This is a genomic window from Tanticharoenia sakaeratensis NBRC 103193 (assembly GCF_000963885.1).
Classification (GTDB): Bacteria; Pseudomonadota; Alphaproteobacteria; order Acetobacterales; family Acetobacteraceae; genus Tanticharoenia; species Tanticharoenia sakaeratensis.
Map to the genome: position 1 here is coordinate 61578 of NZ_BALE01000021.1, position 21846 is coordinate 83423.

The window sequence follows — 21846 nt, forward strand, 5'->3', positions numbered from 1 at the left end:
GGCGCGGTTCATTCGAGCCGCGCCAGGAATGGCAGGAGAGCGGCATCAAATGCGCCCGGCTGCTCGCCATACGGCACGTGGTTGGAATTTTCGATGACAACGAATTCGGGATTGCCCAGTGCCGCCTCACAGGCGTGCCCGACGGACAGCGGAACAGCCTTGTCTTCCGCTCCCCAGATGACGAGAAGGTCGGCCGGGCTGAACTGTGCGCGGATCCGCTCGGCGACGTAATCGGCGGCAATCCCGTTGACCAGATAATCCCCGATCCGGGCAAATCCCTCGACCGTGCCGGGCAGGGTGTTGCAGCGCCACTCCTCCTCGATCATGGCCTCCGTGACACTGTCCGGATCGTGCAGTACGAAGCGGAGCTTGCCGGCGAACAGGGCGCGGTCCTGGGCGCACACATTGCGTGCAATCGTCTCGGCGACAATCTGTTCGATCGGCACGATGCCCAAGGCACCGACGAGGCACAGACCGGGCACGCGCTCGGGCGCCAGTGTCGCGGCGAACGCGGCGATGTGCGCACCCAGAGACGTTCCGACCAGAACCGCGCGCGTCACGCCGAGCGTGTCCAGCGTCTGGAGGACGAACTGCGCGATCTCCGGCACGGTTGCCGGATTGTCCGCGTTCCGGCTTGCCAGGCCATGACCCGGAAGGTCGAATGCGATCGCGCGCCGTCCCTGGCTCGCGATCCGCTCGACAGTCGCGCGCCAGCGATCGGCGCGCGCGCCCAGACCATGGAGGAACACGACGACCGGCCCGCTGCCGGCCTCGATCACGCGTGTCTGAAACGGGCCCACGGCCAGAGGATATTGAATGCTGGTCATGATTTGGGCTCCTGTCTCGTATCGGTCTGCGCGGGCAGGCAGGCGATGGCGTCAATCTCGACGAGCGTTCCGTCGCCGATCAGTCCTGCGACCGCAACCAGCGTGCTTGCCGGTTTCCATGTGCCGAACGCCTGTCGGCGCGCGGCATCGATCGCCCCGCGATCCGCAAGGTCGGTCACGAACAGGGACAGCTTCACGACGTCTTCGAGACGCGCGCCGGCCTGTTCGAGGATTTTCGCCAACGTCGCGAAGATGAAGGCGGCCTGTGCACCCGCGTCATCGCGTCCGACCAGCGCACCCTGTTCGTCCAGCGCCAGAAGTCCTGAGACGAAGATCTGGCCCGCGCCTGTCACGGCATGGGCATAATGCGAAACAGGTGGCGCCAGACCCGGCACCATCAGCATGGACGGACCCGGCATCAGATCGGTGTCGCCAGCAATGTGAGGATCGCGCCCGTATCGGTAACGACGCGCAGGCGCGAAATCGAAAGCCTGCCGCCCGTTTCGGCGAATGTGAGGTGGTATCGTCCAACGCTGAATAACCGCGTCTCGCCTTCCTGCGTCGACTGGAACAGCGAATAGGGCGCGACAGCCGACAATACGCCGTTCTCGTGCAGGATGCGCGCGGTGCCGATGACGTGGCAGTCAGTATGGATGTTGTAGATATTGGCTTCGCGCAGGGAATAGATGCGATCATGCAACATGTCGCGGCTGTCGCACAGCATCAGGGACAGCGGCAGGCCCTGCTCGTGGTTCTCGCGGCTGACGATCTCATATCGAGCATCCTCGGTGAACAGCTCGACCCATGTCTCGAGCCTGTCCTCGTCGAGCAGGCGTCCATATTCCTCGAAAAAAGACTGAACGCGGACGTAGAGTTCCGGAGTGATGGTGCTCACGACGCTGTCTCCCCCGTGGGAATACCCATCAGCTTGCAATAATACATCCAGAACCCCCGCATCGGCACGTCGCTGATAAGGTTCTCCTGATCGCGCACCGGGCCGCGACCGCCGAATTCCACGACGGAATGATCCTGGCCATCCCGGACGATCGCGCGGTGCACCAGTTCGACGGCCTCACCGTCCTCCATGGAGACGAGGCCTGCGGGACCTGCGAGATTGGCCTTGCGCAGACGGTGGCGCTGCATCGCCTCGTCGTCGTCCTCGTAACCGAAAAACGTCGAGACGATCTCGAATTCGTCCGCGGAACGCGTGCGGATCTGACGCACGGCGAGCGTGTTGCCGATCTGCTGCAGGGCTGCGTTGGCAAACAGGGAGGTCACGGCGAGTGTCAGATCGTCCGGAAATTCCTTGTGGTATCGCAGCAGGGAAGGATCGCGCAGCTTGATGTTCATGTCGCCGCGCCCGGTATCGCCGTAGTCTTTGCCCGGATCTTCGGCATTTCCGGCGCGACCGCCCTGCGCGGCCCAGGACAGATTGTGCTTCCCGTCCGCATCGAGTTTCGCGCCCCCGGTTGCGTTCAGCCGGGCGATGCCGAATGTGATCTGGAACATATGCAGCAGGCCGCCATGATTGGGGTCGCGCAGATTGTCCGTATAGAGCTTCCAGTTCCCGAAGATACGCTGGCGCTGGTAGCCGAGGATGCGCAGCTTCCGATTGAACAGGCGCTCGACCTGATGGGTGAAGACCGGGCCGAGATACTCCCGCAACGGTGGGGTGTCGTCGGAAAACGTGCCGAAAATCGCGCCGTTGAGGGATTCGACCCTGAGCTTGCGCAAGGCATGGCACGATTTGTCGAAATCTGCGGGCAGGCCGCCTACACCCTTGACGCCCTTCTGGAACGGCACGCCGACCAGATTGCCGGTCAGGTCGAACGACCATTGATGGTAGCAGCAGACATGCGTCTTCGCATTGCCGTGGGTGGCGCGCTGCACGATCGAGCCGCGATGGCTGCACCGGTTGACCATGGCATGCAGGCTGCCGTCGCGCGCACGATCCACGATGACGGGCGTATCGCCGACCTCGACCAGTCGGAAGTCTCCGGGGTTCGGAATCTCGTCTTCCAGCGCGAGGAAATTCCAGATGGGGCCGCGAAAGATCCGTTCCTGCTCCAGGGCATAGATATCGGGGTCGCGATACATGCCGTAGGGAATGCGGCTGCAGTCGGCGGCTGGGAAACGATAGCGGTCGATCGCTTCGGCGTTCAATGTAGCGCTCATGCGGCACCTCGCGTGGTGGGGTTACGTTTCGGAAGGCCTTCGAGCAGGGTCTCGGCGCTGAGGGACGGCGCGCCGGCCACGGTCTCGCGGCTGTAGAGGCGGTTCCAGTATCCTTGCGAATCCTCATTCGGATGGCGCGGCATTTCCGGTGGGAGATGCGGCAGCGTGACCTTGCGGCCGCCTTTCCAGACATCGATGAAGCGATGCTTGTCCTCGATGTCCTCGATCCGCGCGAAGGGATCGCCGTCGAACACCACGAAATCGGCGAACTTGCCTGCGGACAGGGCGTCGAACTCCCGCCCGCCGCGCAGGAGGCGGCGATTGTCGTGCAGCGTCATGCGCATGACCTTCTCCGCCGGGATGTCGAGGAAACGCGCCATCAGGACGAGTTCGCGCGTGGACCACTCGCCATAGGGTGTTATGGCAAATCCGGTCTCGGAGCCGACGAGAAACGGCACCTTCGCATCATAGGCCCTTCGCAGGGCATCGGACGCGTCCGTCAGCTCCCGGCGCTGGACGTTCGGCCACCAGTCGTAGGACGGATCATCGGGGCGGGCATACTGGATGTTGTTCGTCAGCAGCAGCAGCGACGGGCAGATCGAGCATCCTTCGCCGGCGGCGGCCCGGATCGCCTCGTCGCTGATCCGCGACGCGTGATAGATGATGTCCACGCCGGCCCGGGCGGCATAGAGCGCGCCTTCCGCCCCGCGCGCATGCACGACGACGCGGCGGCCAATGCGCTTGGCCTCGCGCACCATGGCGGTCGTCTCGTCCTGGGTGAAGGCGGCATACAGACCGCCGGAATTGCCGCCCTGGATGCCATCCATCGCAAGCTTGATGACGTCGACGCCGTCTTTCGTCTGCCGGCGAATGGTTTCGATCGCCTCCGGCAGGGAGGTCACGAGTTCGCCGGTGGAGACCGGTGGGCAGCCGACCCAGCTCGGGAAATAGTCGTAGAGCCCCTGCCGCGAAGTGATCGCGCGTCCTGCTGCCGTGATGCGGGGGCCTTCCATCAGGCCGGTGAACACGGCATCGCGCAGGGCGGGGATCGTCAGGCCCGCGCAGGCCGGGTCCATCAGGGCAGTGTAGCCGGCCCGCAGCATCCGATGGCCTGCCGAGACCGCGCGGATCGCCCGGTATTCGAGCGAGCCGTAAAGGTCTACTTCCTCTTCCGAGCGGGCCTGCCCGTAGGACAGGTGCGTATGCATGTCGCTCAGGCCGGGCATCACGAGATAACGGCCATAATCCACGACCGTCTCGCCGGGCTCGGGCTGTGGTCCTTCGGATGCGGGACCGGCATGGACGATCCGCTCGCCCTCGAGCACCAAGGTCTGGTCGGTCAGGACGGCATCCGTGGCGCTGTCGTAAAGGCGACCGCACCGTATGAAGGTCTTCATGCCGATATTCCTTTCAGGAGGCGGTCCACCGCCATCAGCGTCTCGTTGGCATGCGTCATGATGACGTGGTGTCCGCACCCGGCGAACACGCAGAGTGTCGCGTTCGGCATATGATCGACCGCAAGTCGGGCGATCGGTTTGGCCGGGCAGGCGCGGTCCTCGCGGCCATGCAGGACATGCGCCGGATGTGACAGGCTTGCCGCATCGGCCGGCGACAGGCGCACGCTGCGCAGGGCACGTGAGGGATCGGCCAGAGCTTCCGCGAACCAGGCCGGATAGCCCGGGCGATCGAAAGCCGCCCAGCGCTGGGCCACGATAGCCGGGTCCGGCGTCGAGATAGTGGCCGCCATCGGCGCCATGCACGCGGCCATGGCTGCTTTGTCAGCCGGCGCGCGCCAGAACGCGGCAAGCTCGGCTGTCGGTGCGTCGCCTGCCAGCGGGGCGCCGAGCGCCACGACGCCATGCAGGGTGCGTGCGCGGCACGCAACCCGCATCGACAATGCGCCGCCGACGGAATTGCCGAGGAGGATCGCCGGCTGTCTGATCCGGTCGAGCACCGCTTCGATCTGGCGCGTCCAAAGGTCGGCATCGAACCGTGCCGGAACGGCATTGTTCCATGAGGCGCCGAACCCGATCAGATCGAGCACGAAGAGGGGATGTCCGGGTGCCAGACGGTCGAGGATCGGGCCGAAATTGGCGAACCCGTCCGTTCCGGGGCCGATGCCATGCACCAGCACGAGAGGCGTGCCGGATCCGGGCCGGACATGGCTTATGGCCTGAAGACCGTTGATCTCAAGCGACAATGTCTCGAACGTGCTCATGCCGACCGCGTCGTGTCGGGAGCCCAGAACAGGATGCGATGCAGGACCCAGTCGACAAGGGCCCATAGCAGCATCGTCATGGCGGCGAGCACGATCAGGGCCGCGAACATGAGATCGGTCTCGATCCGCGCGTTGGCGTTGAGCATGACATAGCCCAGTCCCGCCGATGCGCCGACCCATTCGCCCACCACGGCCCCGATCGGCGCGATTGCGGTAGCGACCAGAAGCCCGGAGCCGAAAGCCGGCAACGCACCCATCAGCCGCACATGCCGCAGCATCGACAGCGGGCTCGCACCCATCGTGCGCGCAAGATCGAGCCAGCCGCGATCGACCCGGCGCAACCCGCCGGAAAAGGCCGCCGTGATCGGGAAGAAGATGATGAGCACCGACATGACGACTTTCGAGGCCATGCCGAAGCCGAACCACAGCACAAGCAGCGGGGCGAGCGCGAAGACCGGAACCGCCTGGCTTAACAGGATGAGCGGCATCAGCCAGCGTTCCGCAACAGGAGAGAACACGATCAGGAGCGCGATGAGCGCGCCGAGCACGGTGCCGATCCCAAGCCCCGACAGCGTTTCCGCCAGCGTCGTGCCGGCGTTCTGCAACAGCACCAGGCGGTTGTGCCACAGGGCCGTGGCGACCGACTCCGGCGAGGGCAGGAGATAGGCCGGGATCGCGGCATAGCGCGCAACAGCCGCCCATATGCCGACAAGCACAGCGATCGTGATCAGCGGACGCAGGATGGCGGATGCGCCCCTCATGATTCATGCGCCTCGGTCAGCAGGCGCATCAGATGCCCCTGTGTGTGCAGCAGGTCGGGATCGTCCGCCGGTCGCGGCGTGGTCCCGCGCACCGTGATCGGTGCACTGAGTGTTGCCGGTGCGCCCGACAGCAGGACGAGGTGATGGCCGAGCCGGCAGGCTTCGAGCGGATCATGCGTGATGAGCAGGGCTGTTTTCCCGACCAGCAGTTCCGCCGCCAGATCCTGGACCTGTGCGCGCGTGAACGTGTCGAGTGCCGAAAACGGCTCGTCCATCAGGACGAACGGGCGGTCTTCATAAAGCGTGCGCGCGATCGCAGCGCGTTGGCGCATGCCGCCCGACAGTTCCGAGGGCAGGGCCTGTGCGCGTTCCGCCAGCCCCACGCGGCCCAGAAGGTACGATGCGCGATCGCGGTCGCGGCGCTGGCCGCGCAACCGTGCACCCAGCATGACATTCTCGATCACGTTCAGCCATGGATACAGCAGGTCCTGCTGGCCCATGTAGGCGATCCGTCCGGCCAGCGGCTTTCCGTCGGTTGCCCGCACGGTGCCCTGGCTCGGGCGGCTCAGGCCGGCGACGATCTTGAGCAGGCTGCTCTTGCCGACGCCGCTCGCGCCGAGGAGCACGACGAACGTCCCGCCATCGATGCTCATCGACAGGTCCCGGAAAATGACCCGTGCGCCGTGGCGCAGGCCGAGGCCGTCGATCGCCAGCCCCGGAGAGGCGACGTCCATGCGTGACAGGTCCGGAGCCAGTGCTTGATCCATGTATACACGTTACGCGCTCGATGCGGACACGCAAGCATTTTCTGAGGTCAGAACGTTTCGGATGCTTACATTTTTATCTTGGAAAACTCCGCTCATTTACGCCACCATGCAGAACCGGGTTCCCCGGGTTGCGATTGGGGTCGTATACACGACGTCCGGATCATGAGGTGATGCGTTCATGTCTTCCCGCACGCGGCAGATGCATCTCTGCGCCTTCCTGTTCGGCACCGGTCATCATGTCGCAAGCTGGCGGCTGCCCGGCGCGCCACTGCATGACGGTACCGACGTATCCTACTGGATCGATTGCGCGCGCATTGCCGAACGCGGCCTGATGGATGCGGTGTTTCTTTATGATGGCGCCGCCCTGCCGAACATGAAGCCCGATGCCATGGCGCGCATCGATCGTGCGACGTTCCTCGATCCGATGGTGCTGATGCCGGCAATTGCCATGGCGACCGACCGGATCGGCCTGGTGGCGACGGGCAACACCACATACGACCAGCCCTATTATGTCGCCCGGCGTTTTCTCTCGCTGGATCAGCTCAGCGGGGGGCGGGCCGGGTGGAACATGGTGACGGGCGTCAATCCGCTCGAAGCCATGAATTTCGGCAATGCCGTCGTTCCTCATGCGCAACGCTATGAACGTGCGCGCGAATTCGCCCATGTGGTGCAGGCTCTCTGGGACGGCTGGAGCGACGACAGCTTCGTCATGGACCGCGCGTCAGGTCAGTTTCTCGATCCTCACACGGTGCGCGTGCTCGATCATCACGGCGCGCATTTCGATGTGCGTGGGCCATTATGCGTTCCGCGCTCGCCGCAGGGGCGGCCCGTGCTCATCCAGGCGGGTGGATCGGAGCCCGGCCGCGCCCTGGCCGCCGAAACCGCCGAGATGATCTACGCCGTACAGCCCGATCTTGCGGGCGGTCAGGCCTTTTACCGCGACGTGAAGGGCAGGATGGCGGCTTTCGGCCGCAACCCCGATCATCTCAAGATCATGCCCGGCGTCTATACGATCGTCGGGCGCACGATGCAGGAAGCCGAGGACAAGCACGGCGCGCTGAGCGAGGCGACCGATCCGGTCGTGGCGCTGTCGATGCTGACATTCTGCATGGGCGGACACGATCTTTCATCATACGACCCTGACGGTCCCGTGCCGGACGATCTGACGACCGAAGGCGGCACGACCCATCTGCGCACCATGATCGGGATCGCCAAGGCGCGGAATCTCACCTTGCGGCAGCTTGCGACCGAAGTCGCGACCGGCGGTTACGGCCATTGGGCCATCCGCGGCGACGCCTGTTCCATTGCCGATCAGTTGCAGGGACGTTTCGAGGCCGGTGCCGCGGATGGCTTCAATCTCATGCCGGCGACCTATCCCGACGGACTGCGCGATTTCGTGGATCTCGTGATCCCCGAGCTGCAACGGCGTGGCCTGTTCCGCACACGTTATGAAGGAAAGACATTGCGCGATCATCTCGGACTGCCGCGCTCCGAGCGCGTCGAGCACGGTCGCCCCCTGACAGCGGCGGAGAATGGCCGGTGATCGGCAGGCGGGCCGTCCTGACCGGCGCTTGTGCGTTGATCGGTGCGTCGGCGCTGGGGGCGCTGGCCGTGCGGGCCGCAACGCGTGCGCAAAAGCTGACCGTGGTGCTGGACTGGCTCGAGAATGTGAATCACGCGGCCCTGTTCGCCGCACGGGAGAGCGGGGCATTTGCGCGTCACGGACTGGACGTGACGCTGATCGCGCCGGCCGACCCGTCGACGCCGCCGGCCCTCGTGGCCGCGGGGCAGGCCGATCTCGGCGTGACGCTCGGCACGCACATCAATCTGCTGGTGGAAAAGGGACTGCCGGTGGTGCGCATCGGATCGCTGATCGATCGGCCGATGAATACGATCGACGTCACCAATCGCGACGCGATCCATACCCTCGCCGATCTCAAGGGTCGCATCGTGGGCTTCCCGTCAGCCGGGATCGAGGAAGATCTGATGCGCGCGATGCTGGCGTCCGCAGGCGTGCAGCTGTCGGATTGCCAGGCCATCAAGCTCAACTATCAGGCCCAGCAGGCACTGCTCAGCGGACGCGTCGATGCGGCGATCGGGATATTCCGCAATGTCGAGGCACTGCAGCTCGACACCATGGGAAAGCCGCCGCTGCTGTTCGCACCCGAGGATCACGGCGTCCCGGCCTATGACGAACTGATCCTGATCGCGGCGAAGCGAAACGCCGCCGATCCCCGCCTGCCGGCCTTTCTGGCGGCGCTGCGCGAGGCAACGGCGGCCCTGCACGCCGACCCGCAGGGCGTGCTGACAACATGGCGTGCCGCTCATCCGGATCAGGACAATCCAGCCTTGCCCCGCTCCTGGGACACCACGTTGGCAAGCCTCGCCGCCGATCCCGCAGCCCTGGATGGCGCGCGCTATCTCGCGTTCCAGGATTTCTGCCTGAAGCACGGCATCATCAGCCAGTCCCGGCCGCTCGCCGATTTCGCCATCACGCTCGCCGCCTGACCGACCGGAGCCCCATCGTGACGTTTGACCAAGTCTCCATCGATCTGTCCTCCGTTCTGCACGAGACCGCGCGCGAACATCTGGCGCGCACGCATGCCAACCTGATCGGCGGCGTCTGGCGCGCGCCGGAGACGGACGAACGCATTCCCGTCGTCGATCCCGCGACCGGGCAGGTCATCGCGTCCATCCCGGCATCCGGCGCGCCCGACATCGACCACGCGGTCGCGGCGGCACGCACAGCACTCGAGACCGGCGCATGGCCCGCCATGCCCGGCCATGCGCGCGGCAGGCTTCTGCGGCGTCTTGCGGAGCTGATCGAGGCCGAGGCCGGACCGCTCGCGCAGCTCGAAGCGCTCGACACCGGGCGGCCCGTTTTCGAATGCCAGATCGTGGACCTGCCGGGCTCGATTGCGATGCTCGATTACATGAGCGGATGGGCCTCGAAGATCGAGGGCGAGACGATCCCCGTCTCTCTGCCGCCGGGCACGTTCCATGCCTATACCGAGCGCGAGCCCGTCGGCGTGGTCGGCGTCATCGTGCCATGGAACTACCCGCTGGAACTCGCGATCTGGCGCATCGCGCCGGCACTAGCCGCGGGATGCACCGTGGTTCTCAAGCCTGCCGAGCAGACGTCGCTGACGGCCCTGCGTCTCGGCGCGTTGATCGAGCGCGCGGGCTTCCCGCCCGGCGTCGTCAACATCGTGACCGGATACGGCGCAACGGCCGGCGCGGCGCTGGCGGGTCACGATGGCGTGGATGCGGTGTCCTTCACGGGCTCGACCGTCACCGGGCGGGCGATCGTGCAGGCGGCGACGGGCAATCTCAAACGCGTGTTTCTCGAGCTCGGCGGCAAGTCGCCGATGGTCGTCATGCCGGATGCCGATCTCGATCAGGCGATCGCGGGCGTCGCCGGTGCAATCTTCTTCAGCAGCGGCCAGATCTGCACGGCGGGCTCGCGCCTGATCGTCCATGACGCAATTCACGATCGCATGGTGGATGGCATCCGCCGCATCGCGGAAGGACTGAAGGTCGGCCATGGTCTCGATCCCGAAACAAGGCTCGGCCCATTGGTCAGTGACGTCCAGCTCGGACGCGTCCTGTCCCATCTCGACGATGGCGCGCGGGAGGGCGCGGCCTATGTCACCGGGGGGCATCGTCTTGGTACCGGCGGCTGTTTCGTCGCGCCGACCATTGCGACGGATGTCGCACCCCACGCGCGCCTCCTGCGCGAGGAGATCTTCGGGCCGGTCCTGTGCGTGCAGCGTTTTTCGGACGCGGACATGGCGGTGCGGCTTGCGAACGACACGCCCTACGGGCTGCACGCCAGCGTCTGGACACGCGACCTGTCGACGGCGCATCTGATGGCGCGCCGGATCAAGGCGGGCAATGTGTGCATCAACACGCACAATTTCTTCGACCCGGCCTTTCCGATGGGCGGCTACAAGCAGTCCGGCTGGGGAAGGGCCGCGGGCCACGCAGCCCTCGAGCATTATACGGAGATGAAGGGTATCGTCGCGAAACTATGACTGACACCACCGAAGCCGCGACCCCGCGCCGACGCAGCCCCCGCCCGACACTTGCCACCCAGGTCCGCGACCGGCTGCTCGCCGACATCGCCAAAGGTGTCTTCCCGCCGGGCGCGCGGCTCGAGGAGGAAGATCTCGCCGGCCGCTACAGCGTATCCAGAACGCCGGTCCGCGAGGCGCTGCGCCAGCTCAGTCACACAGGCACTGTCGAGATCCGCGCGCGTCAGGGCGTGCTGGTTGCGTCGCTCGCGCCTGAAACGATGGAGCAGACGCTCGAGGTCCTGGCCGATCTCGAGGCATCCAGCGCCCGTCTCGCGGCAGTGAGGATGTCAGCCGATGCGCACAGGACGCTGCGCGAGACGCACGAGGAAATGGCGCATGTCATCGCACGCCGCAATCGCGCGGGCTTCGACATCATCAATTCCACATTCCACAACCTGATCCACGCGGGCTCGGCCAACACGATCCTCGCCGAGACGATCAGCCAGATGCGTCGGCGCATGCTGCCCTATACACAGGCGCAGCGCATGGCATCGCCGCAGCCGATGGCGGTGTCTTTTCAGGAACATGCGACGATCCTGCGGGCGATCGAACGCCGCCAGGCGGATCTCGCCTATCGGGCGATGCAGGCTCATGTCCTCGATGCCGGTCACGTGCCCGAAGACGCGGACGCGCGCGCGGCGGCCTTTTCGTGAAGGGACGCCTTCCAGTTCGGTCGACGGGCCTGCTGGCAGGCCTTCTGATCGCATGTCTGGCCCTGCCGGCCCGTGCGCAGGATCATGTCACGGTGGTGCTGGACTGGTTCGTCAATCCGGACCACGCCGCGCTGATCGTGGCCGACGAGATCGGTGCGTTCAGGAAACGCGGCATCGACCTCGACCTGATCGCTCCCGCCGATCCCGACACGCCTGTGCGGATCGTGGCCGCGGGGGACGCGGATTTCGCGATCGGCTATCAGATCTCGCTCTATCATCAGGTCGAGCGCGGTCTGCCCATAGTTCGTGTCGCAAGCCTGATCGATGGTCCGGTCATGACACTGGAAACCCTGACCGGACACGGCCATGACATCGCATCCATCGCCGACCTGCGCGGCCGACGCATCGGCCTGCAGGTCCGCTCGTCCGACGAGATGAAGGCGATCCTGCAGCGCATGCTCTCGACAGCCGGGCTGTCTCTGACCGACGTCCGGCTGACGGATGTCGGCGCGATGCTGGAAACCGCTCTGCTCACGAACGAGGACGACGCGCAGCTCATGCTGCGCAATTTCGAGACGCCTTCGCTCGAGGCGCAGCATGTCCAACCCCGCGGGTTCAACATCGAGGATTACGGTGTGCCACCCTTTGACAATCTGATCGTGGTCACCCGTCGCGGCCGCGAGCGCACGGATCTGACCCGCCGCTTCGTCGCGGCCCTGTCGGAAGGGGCCGCCTATGTCTCCGCCCATCCCGACGAAAGCTGGCAGCTTCTGCTGCGGCATCACCCCGATCTGGACGACACCCTGAACCGTCGCGCCTATGCGCTGACGCTGCCAGCCCTCGCGCGCCATCCAGCCCGCCTGGACGAAGCCCGCTACAGGAATTTTGAAAAATTCCTGCAGGATGCCGGGGTCGTGCACGACCTGCCGCCACTCGACCACTATGCGATCGGTCTGGATCAGGCACCCTGAGAGCCGGTTTCAGGAATTCCGTTTTCGATCCCCGATTAGTGTGCTGACCGCGTATCCGACAGCGCGCGCTAGCATTTCGCCCGAACCCGTTTGCCGTCACCACTGCCCAGACCATGCCGCAACGTTCAGGACAGGTCGTCAGGACGAGCCTGTCGTGTGATGTGCATGTCTCGCCGATGCGGTGTCGGTTCCGGACGGCTTTTCCGACGGGTGCCATCACGATGCGATCCGGGACGGCCATCGGAGGACGGCCGCGCCGAATGGTCTGCCCTCTATGCGTCGGCAGTCGGTGTCGTCGTGTCCGTGTTTTGGCGCTCGTGTTTCGCGTCCGTGTCTCCCGGCTTTCCGTGGCGCGGTCGTTCTGTCCTCAATCCCGCGCGGGCGAGAACCAGAGCGCGATGCCGCCGATCAGGGCGGTCGCCGTGACATAGATGGCGGGCGCCAGCGGCGTCTGCGGCGTGAGCGCGGAAATGATCGCAGGCGTCAGGCCGCCGAAAATCGCGTACGAGACATTGTAGGACAGTGACAATCCCGAGAACCGCACCATCGCCGGAAACGCGCGGAGCATTCCGGCCGGGACCAGGGCCACGAACCCGCAGCACACCCCGCTGAGAGCGGCCCACCAGACCAGCGTATGAGGAAACAGCGGCGACAGGCCATAAAGCCCGAAGGCGCCGACGGCGAGAGCCAACCCGCAGAGGACACCGAGCAGACGCAGCGGCAGATGGTCGGTCAGCCCGCCGATGACCACGACCGAAAGCGTCAGGCACAGTGTCGCCGCCAAGCTCGCAAGCATGGTCTCCGAGGGAGACACATGATGCAGCGTCTGCATCAGCGGCGGCATCATCAGGACGAGGACGACGATGGCGGCCGTCAGCGTCCAAGTCGTCATCATAGAGCACAGGACGGCGCGGCGATGGTCGCGCAGCAGGATTTTCGCGGGCAGGGACGACGCCGTCTCGGCGCGGACGTGCATCTCCCGGAAGACGGGCGTCTCGTCGAGCCAGCGCCGCAGCACCATGGCGCCCAGCCCGAATACGCCGCCGAGGATGAACGGAACGCGCCAGCCCCAGGCAGCCACGACATCCGGGGGCAAGGCCGCATGCAAGGCCAGAATTACGACCGAGCCGAGCAGGATGCCGCCCGTCAGGCCCCCCGTCAGCAGGCCCGTTGCCAGACCCGCGCGGCCCGGCGGCACGTGTTCGGAGACGAACACCCAGCCGCCCGGCGCCTCGCCGCCGATGGCCGCCCCCTGCATGATCCGCAGCGCCAGCAGGATCAGCGGCGCACCCACGCCGAGCATCTCGTAGCCGGGAAGCAGGCCCATCAGCAGGGTCGGCACGGCCATGAGCAGCACGCTGAACGTGAAGACTTTCTTGCGCCCCGAGACGTCGCCGAAATGCGCCATGACCAGACCGCCGAGCGGGCGCGCCAGATAGCCCGCGCCGAACAGGCCGAACGCCTCGGCCTGACGCAGCCACTCCGCCTGACTGGCCGGAAAGAAATGGGCCGCGATCAGCTTCGCAAGGAATGCGAAGATGACGAAATCATAGAATTCCAGCGCCCCGCCGAGCGAGGCCAAGGCGAAAGTGCGGAACTGGGACAAGGACAGGCTGCCGGACGCGGGCGCTGCTCCGGAAAAAGACGACATCGATCGCAATCCGCTGGATGTGGCCTGAAACCGGATCCAGGCTATTGAAGGAGCGGATGTTTATAAGGCGATTTGTTCCGGATCGTCCACGATCGACCCTGGACCACGAATGTGGGCGCCGGGGGCCCTGCGTTTTGCGGCCGTTTCGAAAAGGTGAACCGTGTCCGCGTTCCGGCGGTGGTGCTCCATGGAAACTGGGCATGGATGCGCACGAACAGGACGCGCTGTAACCGCTGACGGGTTAGCGAACAGGCAAGGGGAATAATTGCCCCAACTTTCGTCTGCCGTCATGCAGGATTCTTTACGGGTGGAAAAACGTGCCATGCGCGTAGCGGCCCGACCACGAAATTTTCCGCCGTCCGAAATCCAGCCTCCACGTTGATACGGCAGCCTTTGTGCAGCGGGGCAATCCGATCCTGATCGGCCGGCTCAGGCTCTCTGCGTTCAGGTGTCTGCGAGCGCATATCCGGATGTTCCAGGGAGCACTTGGAGGAAAATGTGGACGGCAGAGATCACGGGCATCTCACGCGTCCCGACCGATCATGCGGATGAGCTGGCTGCTGCCCGTACAGGCCGGCAGGGAACGCACGGGGCACGTCCGCAAGGATGCGGAACGCAACCGAACCGTTCGATGGTCCGTTCAGGGGTGCGACGTTGTGCCGTTGTCGCATGCCCTGCGTCGCGCAACGCCTGCGGATGCAGCAGAGTCACAACAAAGGAGAAGCCTCATGGTCGACGAGCCCAACAATGTGTCCCGGTCAAACAATACCCAGAGCGGTTATCCGCAATCGGGCGGCGGAATGCAGACCTTGCGGAACGCAAAGGCCAGGCTGGGGATCGTCGGAATCGTTATCGTCGTGATTCTGGCACTCGTATTCCACGTCAACCCGATGCAGGCCCTGCAACTGTTCGGCGGCAATCAAACGACGACAACGACGCAGACGACACAGCCAGTCCAGCCCGCACCGCAGCAAAACACGCGATAATCGGGCGTTGTGCATCGGATTTCCATTTTAAGCCGTACCGGCAAGTCGCGGCGGAGGGACGGCCCCTGATGCAGTTGGCTGTCCAAATGAAACGCTTGCAGACCTCGCCTGCAGTCGAAACAGTGACGTGGCGTTCGATACCGCATCGCCTCACTTACATCGTGGCTTAGCATCGACCGTTGGTGCTGATTGACGAAGGCAGCCAACTTTCTTGTCTTCGCTAGAACCGTCGCAAGTTCGACCTGTCTCACTTGCAAACTGGCGCTGAGGATTTTTGAGCTGCGGTGGTCCATTGGGACCACAATCTGCCTTGTGGATAACCTAGGAAACCTAGCGTTATCAATGGCGTCCCGTACGGGAGTCGAACCCGTGTCGCCGCCGTGAAAGGGCGGTGTCCTAGGCCTCTAGACGAACGGGACTAAAGGCGTGGGGCAGGGCGTATCGCACCGGGCGAATGGGGTCAACCCCGCAATCGGCGCTACGCGATGGCAACGTCCACAATAATGAGACTCAGGGTGTCGCGTCCCTGCCATTGCTCGGCACGCAGCCAGCCGGCCACATGAAGAAGCGGGCGGCTCGGATCCTCGAGGAGGGCTGCGAACCGCTTGTCGGCAGCGCGAAAAGCAAGCCCGCGTAGCCGCATCCCGCCGTTCTCGTCCTGAAGCGACACCCTCAGCGTATTGCTGTCACGACCGATTCGCTGCGCGTGGACGCTGCGGACATGCGCGAGCGCGAGCAGCGGCTCCTCGTTACCCGCACCGAACGGTGCCATCCGCCCCAGTTCCTGCGCCAGTCCGAGGTCGGCCCCGCGCAGGCTGACGATACCGTCCAGCACGAGATCGGCCTGCGGCGGCAGCGTATTGGCTGCGGCGAGGCGCGTATCCATGAACGTATGGAAGGCTTCGGCATCTTCCACACGGAGCGAGAAACCGGCTGCCATGGCATGGCCGCCGCCCGTCAGCAGGAGGCCGGACTGGCGCGCCGCAATGACGGCCGCCCCGAGATCGAGGCCCGGCACGGATCGGGCGGACCCCTTGATGATCCCGTCCTGCAAGGCGCCCACGAATGCCGGGCGATTGCACCGCTCGCGCACGCGTCCGGCCACAATCCCGACCACGCCGGGATGCCATGACGGACCGTGAAGAAACAGCGCTGCACGCCCTTCGGCACATTGCGCCTCCGCCGCATCGAGTGCAGCACGCAGGATGTCCGATTCGACGCCCTGACGGGTTCGGTTGACCTCGTCCAGACGCTCCGCCAGCGCGCGGGCTTCAACAGCGTCCTCGCTTAGCAGCAGACGCAGTCCGAGATCCGCCTGGGCGATCCGCCCCCCGGCATTGATTCGCGGGCCGAATGCAAATCCGCAGGTCATGGCGGTCGGCGCATCCTGCACGCCGACGACCGATGCGAGCGTCGAAAGCCCCAGCCGCGCGCCACGGGCCATGACGCGCAGCCCTTGCGAGACGAGCGCCCGGTTCAGGCCCGTCAGCGGCATGACGTCGCAGATCGTTGCCAGCGCCACGAGATCGAGAGACGCCATCAGATCGGGCGCCGTTCCCTCGGCAAACCAGCCCTCCCGGCGCAGATCGCGCACCATGCCGACCATGGTGAGGAAAGCGACCGCCGTCGCACAGATCGCCGACAGGCCCGAATCGCAGTCGAGCCGGTTCGGATTGACGACGATCGCATTCGGCAGAAGCCCGCCGTCGGGCTTGTGATGGTCGAGCACCACGATGTCCGCCTGCGCCCGCAGCGGGTCGAGCACGTCCCTCGCCGCCGTTCCGCAGTCGGCGCAGATCAGCAGAGAGGCACCAGCCTCGACCATGCGAGTCAGCGCCGGCGCATTGGGGCCATAGCCTTCCGCGAGGCGATCGGGAATGTGTGTCAGGACCCGCAGGTTGAGTGCCCGCAACGTCTCGGTCAGAAGCGCCGTGCTGCAGGCGCCATCGACGTCGTAGTCACCGAAGATACCGACGGTCTCTCCAGCCCGGACGGCACGTGCCAGCCGTTCCGCTGCCTGATCGAGGCCTTTCAGACAGGACGGATCGGGCAAGGCGGCCCGCAGGCGCGGATCGAGGAACAACCCCAATGTGCCGAGATCGACGCCGCGCGCGCACAGGATGCGCGCCAGCATGTCGGAGATCCCGGCGCGCTGGGACATGGCCAGCGCATCGCGTGCAGGGCCGTCGCCGGCGTGGCCGTCACGCCAGACCCAGCGTCTGAGACTGGCGCTACGGTCGACGCCGAGGACCAGATGGTCCGCGGCGTCGGTAAGCTGGAGCGCTTCGCTCAAACAGGGCCTCTCATCAGGTCAGAGCGGTGCCCAGGTCTTGGTCGAAAAGTCGTGGCGACCTTCGACGAACCGCACCGTGCCCGACTTCGAACGCATCACGATCGAATGGGTGCGCGCGCGCGTCGCCGAAATCCGCTCGACACCGCGAAGCAGCGGGCCCGCGGTCACGCCCGTCGCCGAGAACAGGACATCACCACGCGCCATGTCGTCGAGCGAGAGCTTGCGGCTCGGATCCAGACCCGGCGCCATTTCGCGGGCGCGGGCAATCTGCGTTTCATCCTCGAACAGCAGACGACCCTGCATCTGACCGCCGACGCAGCGGACGGCAGCCGCTGCCAGCACGCCCTCGGGCGCCCCGCCGGAGCCTGCGTAGATATCAACCGAGCTGTCCTCGATGCAGGCTGCGATCGCCGCTGCGACGTCGCCGTCGGACAACAGCGTCACGCGCGCCCCGGCTTCACGCGTCTTGGCAATCAGCTCTTCATGACGGTCACGGTCGAGCGCCATCAGGATGAGATCGGAGACCGCCTTGCCCTTGGCGCGGGCGAGCTCGCGCAGGTTCGTCGCGATCGGCGCGTCGATGTCGATCAGATCCTTCGGAAGGCCCGGCCCGACCACGAGCTTTTCCATGTAGATGTCCGGTGCGTGCAGGAAATTGCCACGCTCGGCCAGGGCCACCACGGTCATCGCATTGGGCAGCGCCTTGGCGCACAGGTTCGTGCCCTCCAGCGGATCGACGGCAATATCCATCGCGGGGCCACCGGCGCCGACATGCTCGCCGATGTAGAGCATCGGCGCCTCGTCCATCTCGCCTTCGCCGATCACGACCGTGCCGTCGATTGCAACCGTATCGAAGGCATGACGCATCGCCTGCACGGCGGCGCCATCGGCCTCGTTCTTCTTGCCGCGCCCGGTCCAGTGGGCGGATGCGATCGCCGCGGCCTCGGTGACGCGCACCAGCTCCAGGGCGAGATTGCGATCCGTCACCCGATAGGCGGCGCTTTTGGGTTCATGCTCCATGTCCGGCATCTTTCGTCTTCCTCCTCGTGGCCATTTTTGGCCGACAGCCGCATTCTTCCGTGCGGCATTGTCATGACGGGCCAGCGTCAGCCGGCCTCGATCCGCAGCATCAAGGGCCGCCCCAGAATGGATGGCAACACTTCGATGCGCGAAATGGTGTCGAGCATGGCCTGCTCGCTCGTGCGATGCGTCAGAAGCGCAATCGCGACACTGTCCGTATCCCGGGCATCATCCGCCTCTCCATGCTGGACCATGCCTCGCAAAGAAACGCCGTAGCCACTCAGGATTGTCGCAATTTCAGCGATGACGCCCGGGCGGTCCTGCACGTCCAGGCGCAGGTAATACGCGCCCGAGAGCTGTCCGCGCTCGACGCATCGCGCGGGCGTACACGTCTGCGCGACACCCCATACCGGCAGACGCGCACCACGTGCGAGATCGATCAGATCAGCCACGACGGCCACGGCCGTCGGTCCCGCGCCCGCGCCGCGCCCCTCGATCATCTGCGAGCCGGCAAACTCGCCTTCGACCAGCAGGGCGTTGAACACCCCTTCGACGCCCGCGATCGGCGCGGCCTTCGGCACGAGACACGGCCGCATCCATGCCTCGAGACCGGCCTCGCCCTCGCGCGCGAGCCCGAGCAGCTTGATCCGGAAACCGAGCTCATCCGCGAAATGCAGATCGGCGGGCTGAATGTCGCGAATACCTTCCACATGCAACGTCTCGAACGCCACAGGGCGGCCGAACGAAAGGGCCGCGAGGATCGCAAGCTTGTGCGCGGCGTCCCAGCCATCGACGTCGGTCGAAGGATCGGCTTCCGCATAACCGAGCGCCTGCGCATCGGCGAGCACGTCGCCAAAGGCGCGTCCCGTCTCGCGCATGGTCGTGAGGATGTAGTTGCAGGTGCCGTTCAGGATGCCGCCGACCCGCAGCAGCCGATCGCCCGCAAGCCCCTCGCGCACCAGCTTGATGGCGGGAACGCCACCCGCCACGGCCGCCTCGAACAGAAGCGGTGCTTCATGCCGGGCCGAGAGCGCGGAAAGAGACGCGCCATGGAGTGCCAGCAGCGCCTTGTTCGCGCTGACGACAGGCGTGCCACGGGAGAGGGCACCCTCGACAGCTTCCCGTGCGGCCCCTTCCGCCCCGCCGATCAGTTCGACCACGACATCGAGATCGGGATCGGCTGCAAGCGAGGCGGCATCGTCGTGCCAGCGTATGCCGGACAGGTCGATACCGCGATCACGCGTGCGATCGCGGGCGCAGACAGCCACGACCTCGATCGTGCGTCCCGCGCGTGCCGAAATTCCCTCGCGGTTCTCGCGCAGCAGACGAATGACGCCCGCACCCACGGTGCCAAGACCTGCAATCCCGATCCGAAGCGGCGGCAGAACGTCCCTCATGAATGCGCGACTTCCGCGGCCATCGGACGCTGTTCCGCATCGCTCGTGCCCGAGATTCCATGGGAGGACAGGAAGCCCTTGATCGCGCGGATCGCCTGACGAAGCCGCTGGGTATTCTCGACGAGGCCGATCCGCACGAACCCTTCGCCGTATTCGCCGAAGCCCAGACCCGGCGCCACGGCCACGCCTGCCTGCTCCAGCAGCAGCTTGGAGAAACCGACACTGCCCAGATGCTGGAACGGTTCCGGAATCGGCGCCCATGCGAACATGGACCCCTGCGGCGCGGGTACGTCCCAGCCTGCGGCGTGAAGGCCCTTGATGAGCACGTCGCGACGGTCGCGATACAACGCGCGCACCTCGGCCACGCAATCCTGCGGACCGTTCAGTGCTGCGACCGACGCCACCTGGATCGGCGTGAACGCGCCATAGTCGAGATAGGACTTGATACGCGTCAGTGCCTGGATCAGCCGCGGATTGCCCGCGGCAAAGCCCATGCGCCATCCCGCCATGGAATAGGTCTTGGACATCGAGGTGAACTCGACCGCGATATCCTTGGCGCCTTCGACCGCGAGGATAGACGGCGGCGGTTCGTCGCCGAAATAGATCTCGGCATAAGCCAGATCGGACATGATCCAGATCTGCTCGCGCCGGGCAAAAGCCACCAGCTCACGATAGAAATCGAGATTGGCGACGAACGCGGTCGGGTTCGACGGGAAGTTGACGATCAGCGCCGTCGGCTTCGGCACCGAATGGCGCACGGCCCGATCGAGCGCGCGCAGCATGTCCTCGTCCGGCGTCGCGGGGATCGAGCGCACGGACGCGCCTGCGATGATGAAGCCGAACTGATGGATCGGATAGGACGGGTTCGGCACCAGGATCGTGTCGCCCGGGCTGGTGATGGCCGCCGACAGATTGGCCAGCCCCTCTTTCGAGCCGAGCGTTGCGATCACTTCGGTCTCGGGATCGAGGCCGACATTGAAACGCCGCTCGTAGTAGCCGGCGAGCGCGCGCCGTAGACCGGGAATGCCCCGGCTGACGGAATAGCGATGGCTGCGCGGATCGGCGACGGTCTCGACCAGCTTGCGCACGATATGCGGCGGCGTCGGGCTATCGGGATTGCCCATGCCGAGATCGATGATGTCCTCGCCCCGCGCTCGGGCCGCGGCCTTGGCCTTGTTCACTTCGGCGAACACGTAGGGCGGCAGGCGGCGGATGCGGTGGAACTCGTCGGTCATATCGTGCGCGCGGGGCGCCCTTCTGGCAAATCGTTGCGCCGGTGCGCGAAGCGGCACCGGTCGTTTGCCGACGATAACCCGCTTTGTCGCATTGCGGAACCATGGGTACGATCACCGCCTCGCGCGTCGGACCCGCCAGATTTCGATGGCCAGCAGATTGGGAACCCAGGCGAGCCATGAGATGGCCGGATAGGCGATAGAGAAGGGGATGCCCATCATCTGGCTGAGCGGCAGCTGGATCCGCAATGTGATGGCGCCCGCCGTCAGGGCAAAACATCGGATCATCCAGAGCCGATGATCAGCGATGCGCCGCTGGATGATCCGCCTCAGCGCCATGGCGGCCGATCCGATCCACAGGACCGACAGCATGCCGAACCCCCAGGCGGAGACGAGGCCGCCCGCCGCGTTCGGTGCCAGACGCAGCGCGGAGAGGCCGCCAACGGCCACGCCTGTCAGGTAGATCCAGCCCAGTATCCGATGCAGGTTCGGCCTGCGCATGCGCACACCGTCGAGGAACTGCCACGGACCGACGATCAACGCTGTCGCGGCACTGATCGCGTGCAGGCTGAGCGCGATCCGGCGCTGCGTCAGGTTTGGCAGGGGCGGTGCGAACGGAACATGCGGCAGCGCGTATCGAAGTGACACCGCGCCGACCAGAGCGGACCCGAGCGCAAGGACAACCCATGCGGCTCGGCGGCCTGGTCGCCGGGACGCGGAGACCGTTGGAATGGGATAGGCGACGAGAGTATCCATGACGAAAGCACCTCCGGCCTGCGGTTTGCTGCCGTTTACACCATACACATTTGTCCTTCAGGA

20 protein-coding genes and 1 tRNA gene are annotated in these 21846 nt (G+C 65.5%); 6 read left to right on the forward strand and 15 right to left on the reverse strand.

Annotated elements, in window-relative coordinates; all coding sequences use genetic code 11:
- Positions 1 to 8 precede the first annotated feature (8 nt).
- From B8446_RS08945 to B8446_RS08980, 8 genes are read right to left on the reverse strand one after another with little or no spacing between them, the layout of a single operon-like run.
- Positions 9 to 827, reverse strand: coding sequence for an alpha/beta fold hydrolase (locus B8446_RS08945; RefSeq protein ID WP_048849014.1), 819 nt, complete (start codon positions 825 to 827; stop codon positions 9 to 11).
- Positions 824 to 1246, reverse strand: coding sequence for a RidA family protein (locus B8446_RS08950; protein ID WP_241767717.1), 423 nt, complete (start codon positions 1244 to 1246; stop codon positions 824 to 826). Before B8446_RS08950 ends, B8446_RS08945 begins: the two co-directional genes overlap by 4 nt.
- Entirely contained in the window at positions 1246 to 1722 is a 477-nt protein-coding gene (locus tag B8446_RS08955) for an aromatic-ring-hydroxylating dioxygenase subunit beta (protein ID WP_048849015.1), read from the reverse strand. Before B8446_RS08955 ends, B8446_RS08950 begins: the two co-directional genes overlap by 1 nt.
- Entirely contained in the window at positions 1719 to 3002 is a 1284-nt protein-coding gene (locus tag B8446_RS08960; protein ID WP_048849016.1) for a Rieske 2Fe-2S domain-containing protein, read from the reverse strand. Before B8446_RS08960 ends, B8446_RS08955 begins: the two co-directional genes overlap by 4 nt.
- Positions 2999 to 4399, reverse strand: coding sequence for a metal-dependent hydrolase family protein (locus B8446_RS08965; RefSeq protein ID WP_084712217.1), 1401 nt, complete (start codon positions 4397 to 4399; stop codon positions 2999 to 3001). Before B8446_RS08965 ends, B8446_RS08960 begins: the two co-directional genes overlap by 4 nt.
- Complete coding sequence (locus B8446_RS08970) at positions 4396 to 5220, reverse strand: alpha/beta fold hydrolase (RefSeq protein ID WP_048849017.1); 825 nt, start codon at positions 5218 to 5220, stop codon at positions 4396 to 4398. Before B8446_RS08970 ends, B8446_RS08965 begins: the two co-directional genes overlap by 4 nt.
- Entirely contained in the window at positions 5217 to 5981 is a 765-nt protein-coding gene (locus B8446_RS08975; protein WP_048849018.1) for an ABC transporter permease, read from the reverse strand. Before B8446_RS08975 ends, B8446_RS08970 begins: the two co-directional genes overlap by 4 nt.
- Positions 5978 to 6715 (reverse strand): ABC transporter ATP-binding protein, encoded by a 738-nt coding sequence (locus B8446_RS08980; protein ID WP_048849044.1) that lies wholly within the window; start codon positions 6713 to 6715, stop codon positions 5978 to 5980. The genes B8446_RS08975 and B8446_RS08980 overlap by 4 nt, the downstream gene beginning before the upstream one ends.
- Before the next feature lie 211 nt (positions 6716 to 6926).
- Between B8446_RS08980 and B8446_RS08985 the strand changes: the two genes are divergently transcribed.
- The 5 genes from B8446_RS08985 to B8446_RS09005 are packed head-to-tail and all read left to right on the forward strand — an operon-like array spanning position 6927 to position 12448.
- On the forward strand, positions 6927 to 8291 hold the full coding sequence (locus B8446_RS08985) for an LLM class flavin-dependent oxidoreductase (RefSeq protein ID WP_048849019.1): 1365 nt from the start codon (positions 6927 to 6929) through the stop codon (positions 8289 to 8291).
- Complete coding sequence (locus tag B8446_RS16600; protein ID WP_053053785.1) at positions 8288 to 9256, forward strand: ABC transporter substrate-binding protein; 969 nt, start codon at positions 8288 to 8290, stop codon at positions 9254 to 9256. The genes B8446_RS08985 and B8446_RS16600 overlap by 4 nt, the downstream gene beginning before the upstream one ends.
- Positions 9257 to 9273: 17 nt before the next feature.
- Entirely contained in the window at positions 9274 to 10782 is a 1509-nt protein-coding gene (locus B8446_RS08995; RefSeq protein ID WP_053053787.1) for an aldehyde dehydrogenase family protein, read from the forward strand.
- On the forward strand, positions 10779 to 11477 hold the full coding sequence (locus B8446_RS09000) for a GntR family transcriptional regulator (protein WP_048849020.1): 699 nt from the start codon (positions 10779 to 10781) through the stop codon (positions 11475 to 11477). The genes B8446_RS08995 and B8446_RS09000 overlap by 4 nt, the downstream gene beginning before the upstream one ends.
- A complete protein-coding gene (locus tag B8446_RS09005; protein WP_048849021.1) occupies positions 11474 to 12448 on the forward strand; it encodes an ABC transporter substrate-binding protein in 975 nt (324 codons plus the stop codon). Before B8446_RS09000 ends, B8446_RS09005 begins: the two co-directional genes overlap by 4 nt.
- Positions 12449 to 12815: 367 nt before the next feature.
- Here the strand turns inward: B8446_RS09005 and B8446_RS09010 are convergent, their stop codons facing one another.
- The gene (locus B8446_RS09010; protein WP_048849022.1) at positions 12816 to 14099 is read right to left on the reverse strand and encodes an MFS transporter; all 1284 of its coding nucleotides are present in this window, start codon (positions 14097 to 14099) and stop codon (positions 12816 to 12818) included.
- A 548-nt stretch (positions 14100 to 14647) separates the two neighbouring features.
- Here B8446_RS09010 and B8446_RS16470 point away from each other — a divergent pair.
- The gene (locus B8446_RS16470) at positions 14648 to 15085 is read left to right on the forward strand and encodes a hypothetical protein (RefSeq protein WP_206742555.1); all 438 of its coding nucleotides are present in this window, start codon (positions 14648 to 14650) and stop codon (positions 15083 to 15085) included.
- 343 nt (positions 15086 to 15428) lie between these two features.
- Here the strand turns inward: B8446_RS16470 and B8446_RS09020 are convergent.
- From B8446_RS09020 to B8446_RS09045, 6 genes are all read right to left on the reverse strand, one after another.
- A tRNA-Glu gene (locus B8446_RS09020) sits at positions 15429 to 15504 on the reverse strand.
- Positions 15505 to 15563: 59 nt separating this feature from the next.
- Positions 15564 to 17246 (reverse strand): single-stranded-DNA-specific exonuclease RecJ, encoded by a 1683-nt coding sequence (gene recJ / locus B8446_RS09025; RefSeq protein WP_241767720.1) that lies wholly within the window; start codon positions 17244 to 17246, stop codon positions 15564 to 15566.
- A 150-nt stretch (positions 17247 to 17396) separates the two neighbouring features.
- Positions 17397 to 18398 (reverse strand): class II fructose-bisphosphatase, encoded by a 1002-nt coding sequence (glpX, locus tag B8446_RS09030; protein ID WP_048849047.1) that lies wholly within the window; start codon positions 18396 to 18398, stop codon positions 17397 to 17399.
- A gap of 86 nt (positions 18399 to 18484) precedes the next feature.
- Complete coding sequence (locus B8446_RS09035; RefSeq protein ID WP_048849025.1) at positions 18485 to 19795, reverse strand: homoserine dehydrogenase; 1311 nt, start codon at positions 19793 to 19795, stop codon at positions 18485 to 18487.
- The gene (locus tag B8446_RS09040) at positions 19792 to 21030 is read right to left on the reverse strand and encodes an LL-diaminopimelate aminotransferase (protein ID WP_048849026.1); all 1239 of its coding nucleotides are present in this window, start codon (positions 21028 to 21030) and stop codon (positions 19792 to 19794) included. Before B8446_RS09040 ends, B8446_RS09035 begins: the two co-directional genes overlap by 4 nt.
- A gap of 111 nt (positions 21031 to 21141) precedes the next feature.
- Positions 21142 to 21783 (reverse strand): DUF2306 domain-containing protein, encoded by a 642-nt coding sequence (locus B8446_RS09045; protein WP_048849048.1) that lies wholly within the window; start codon positions 21781 to 21783, stop codon positions 21142 to 21144.
- Between the last annotated feature and the right edge of the window lie 63 nt (positions 21784 to 21846).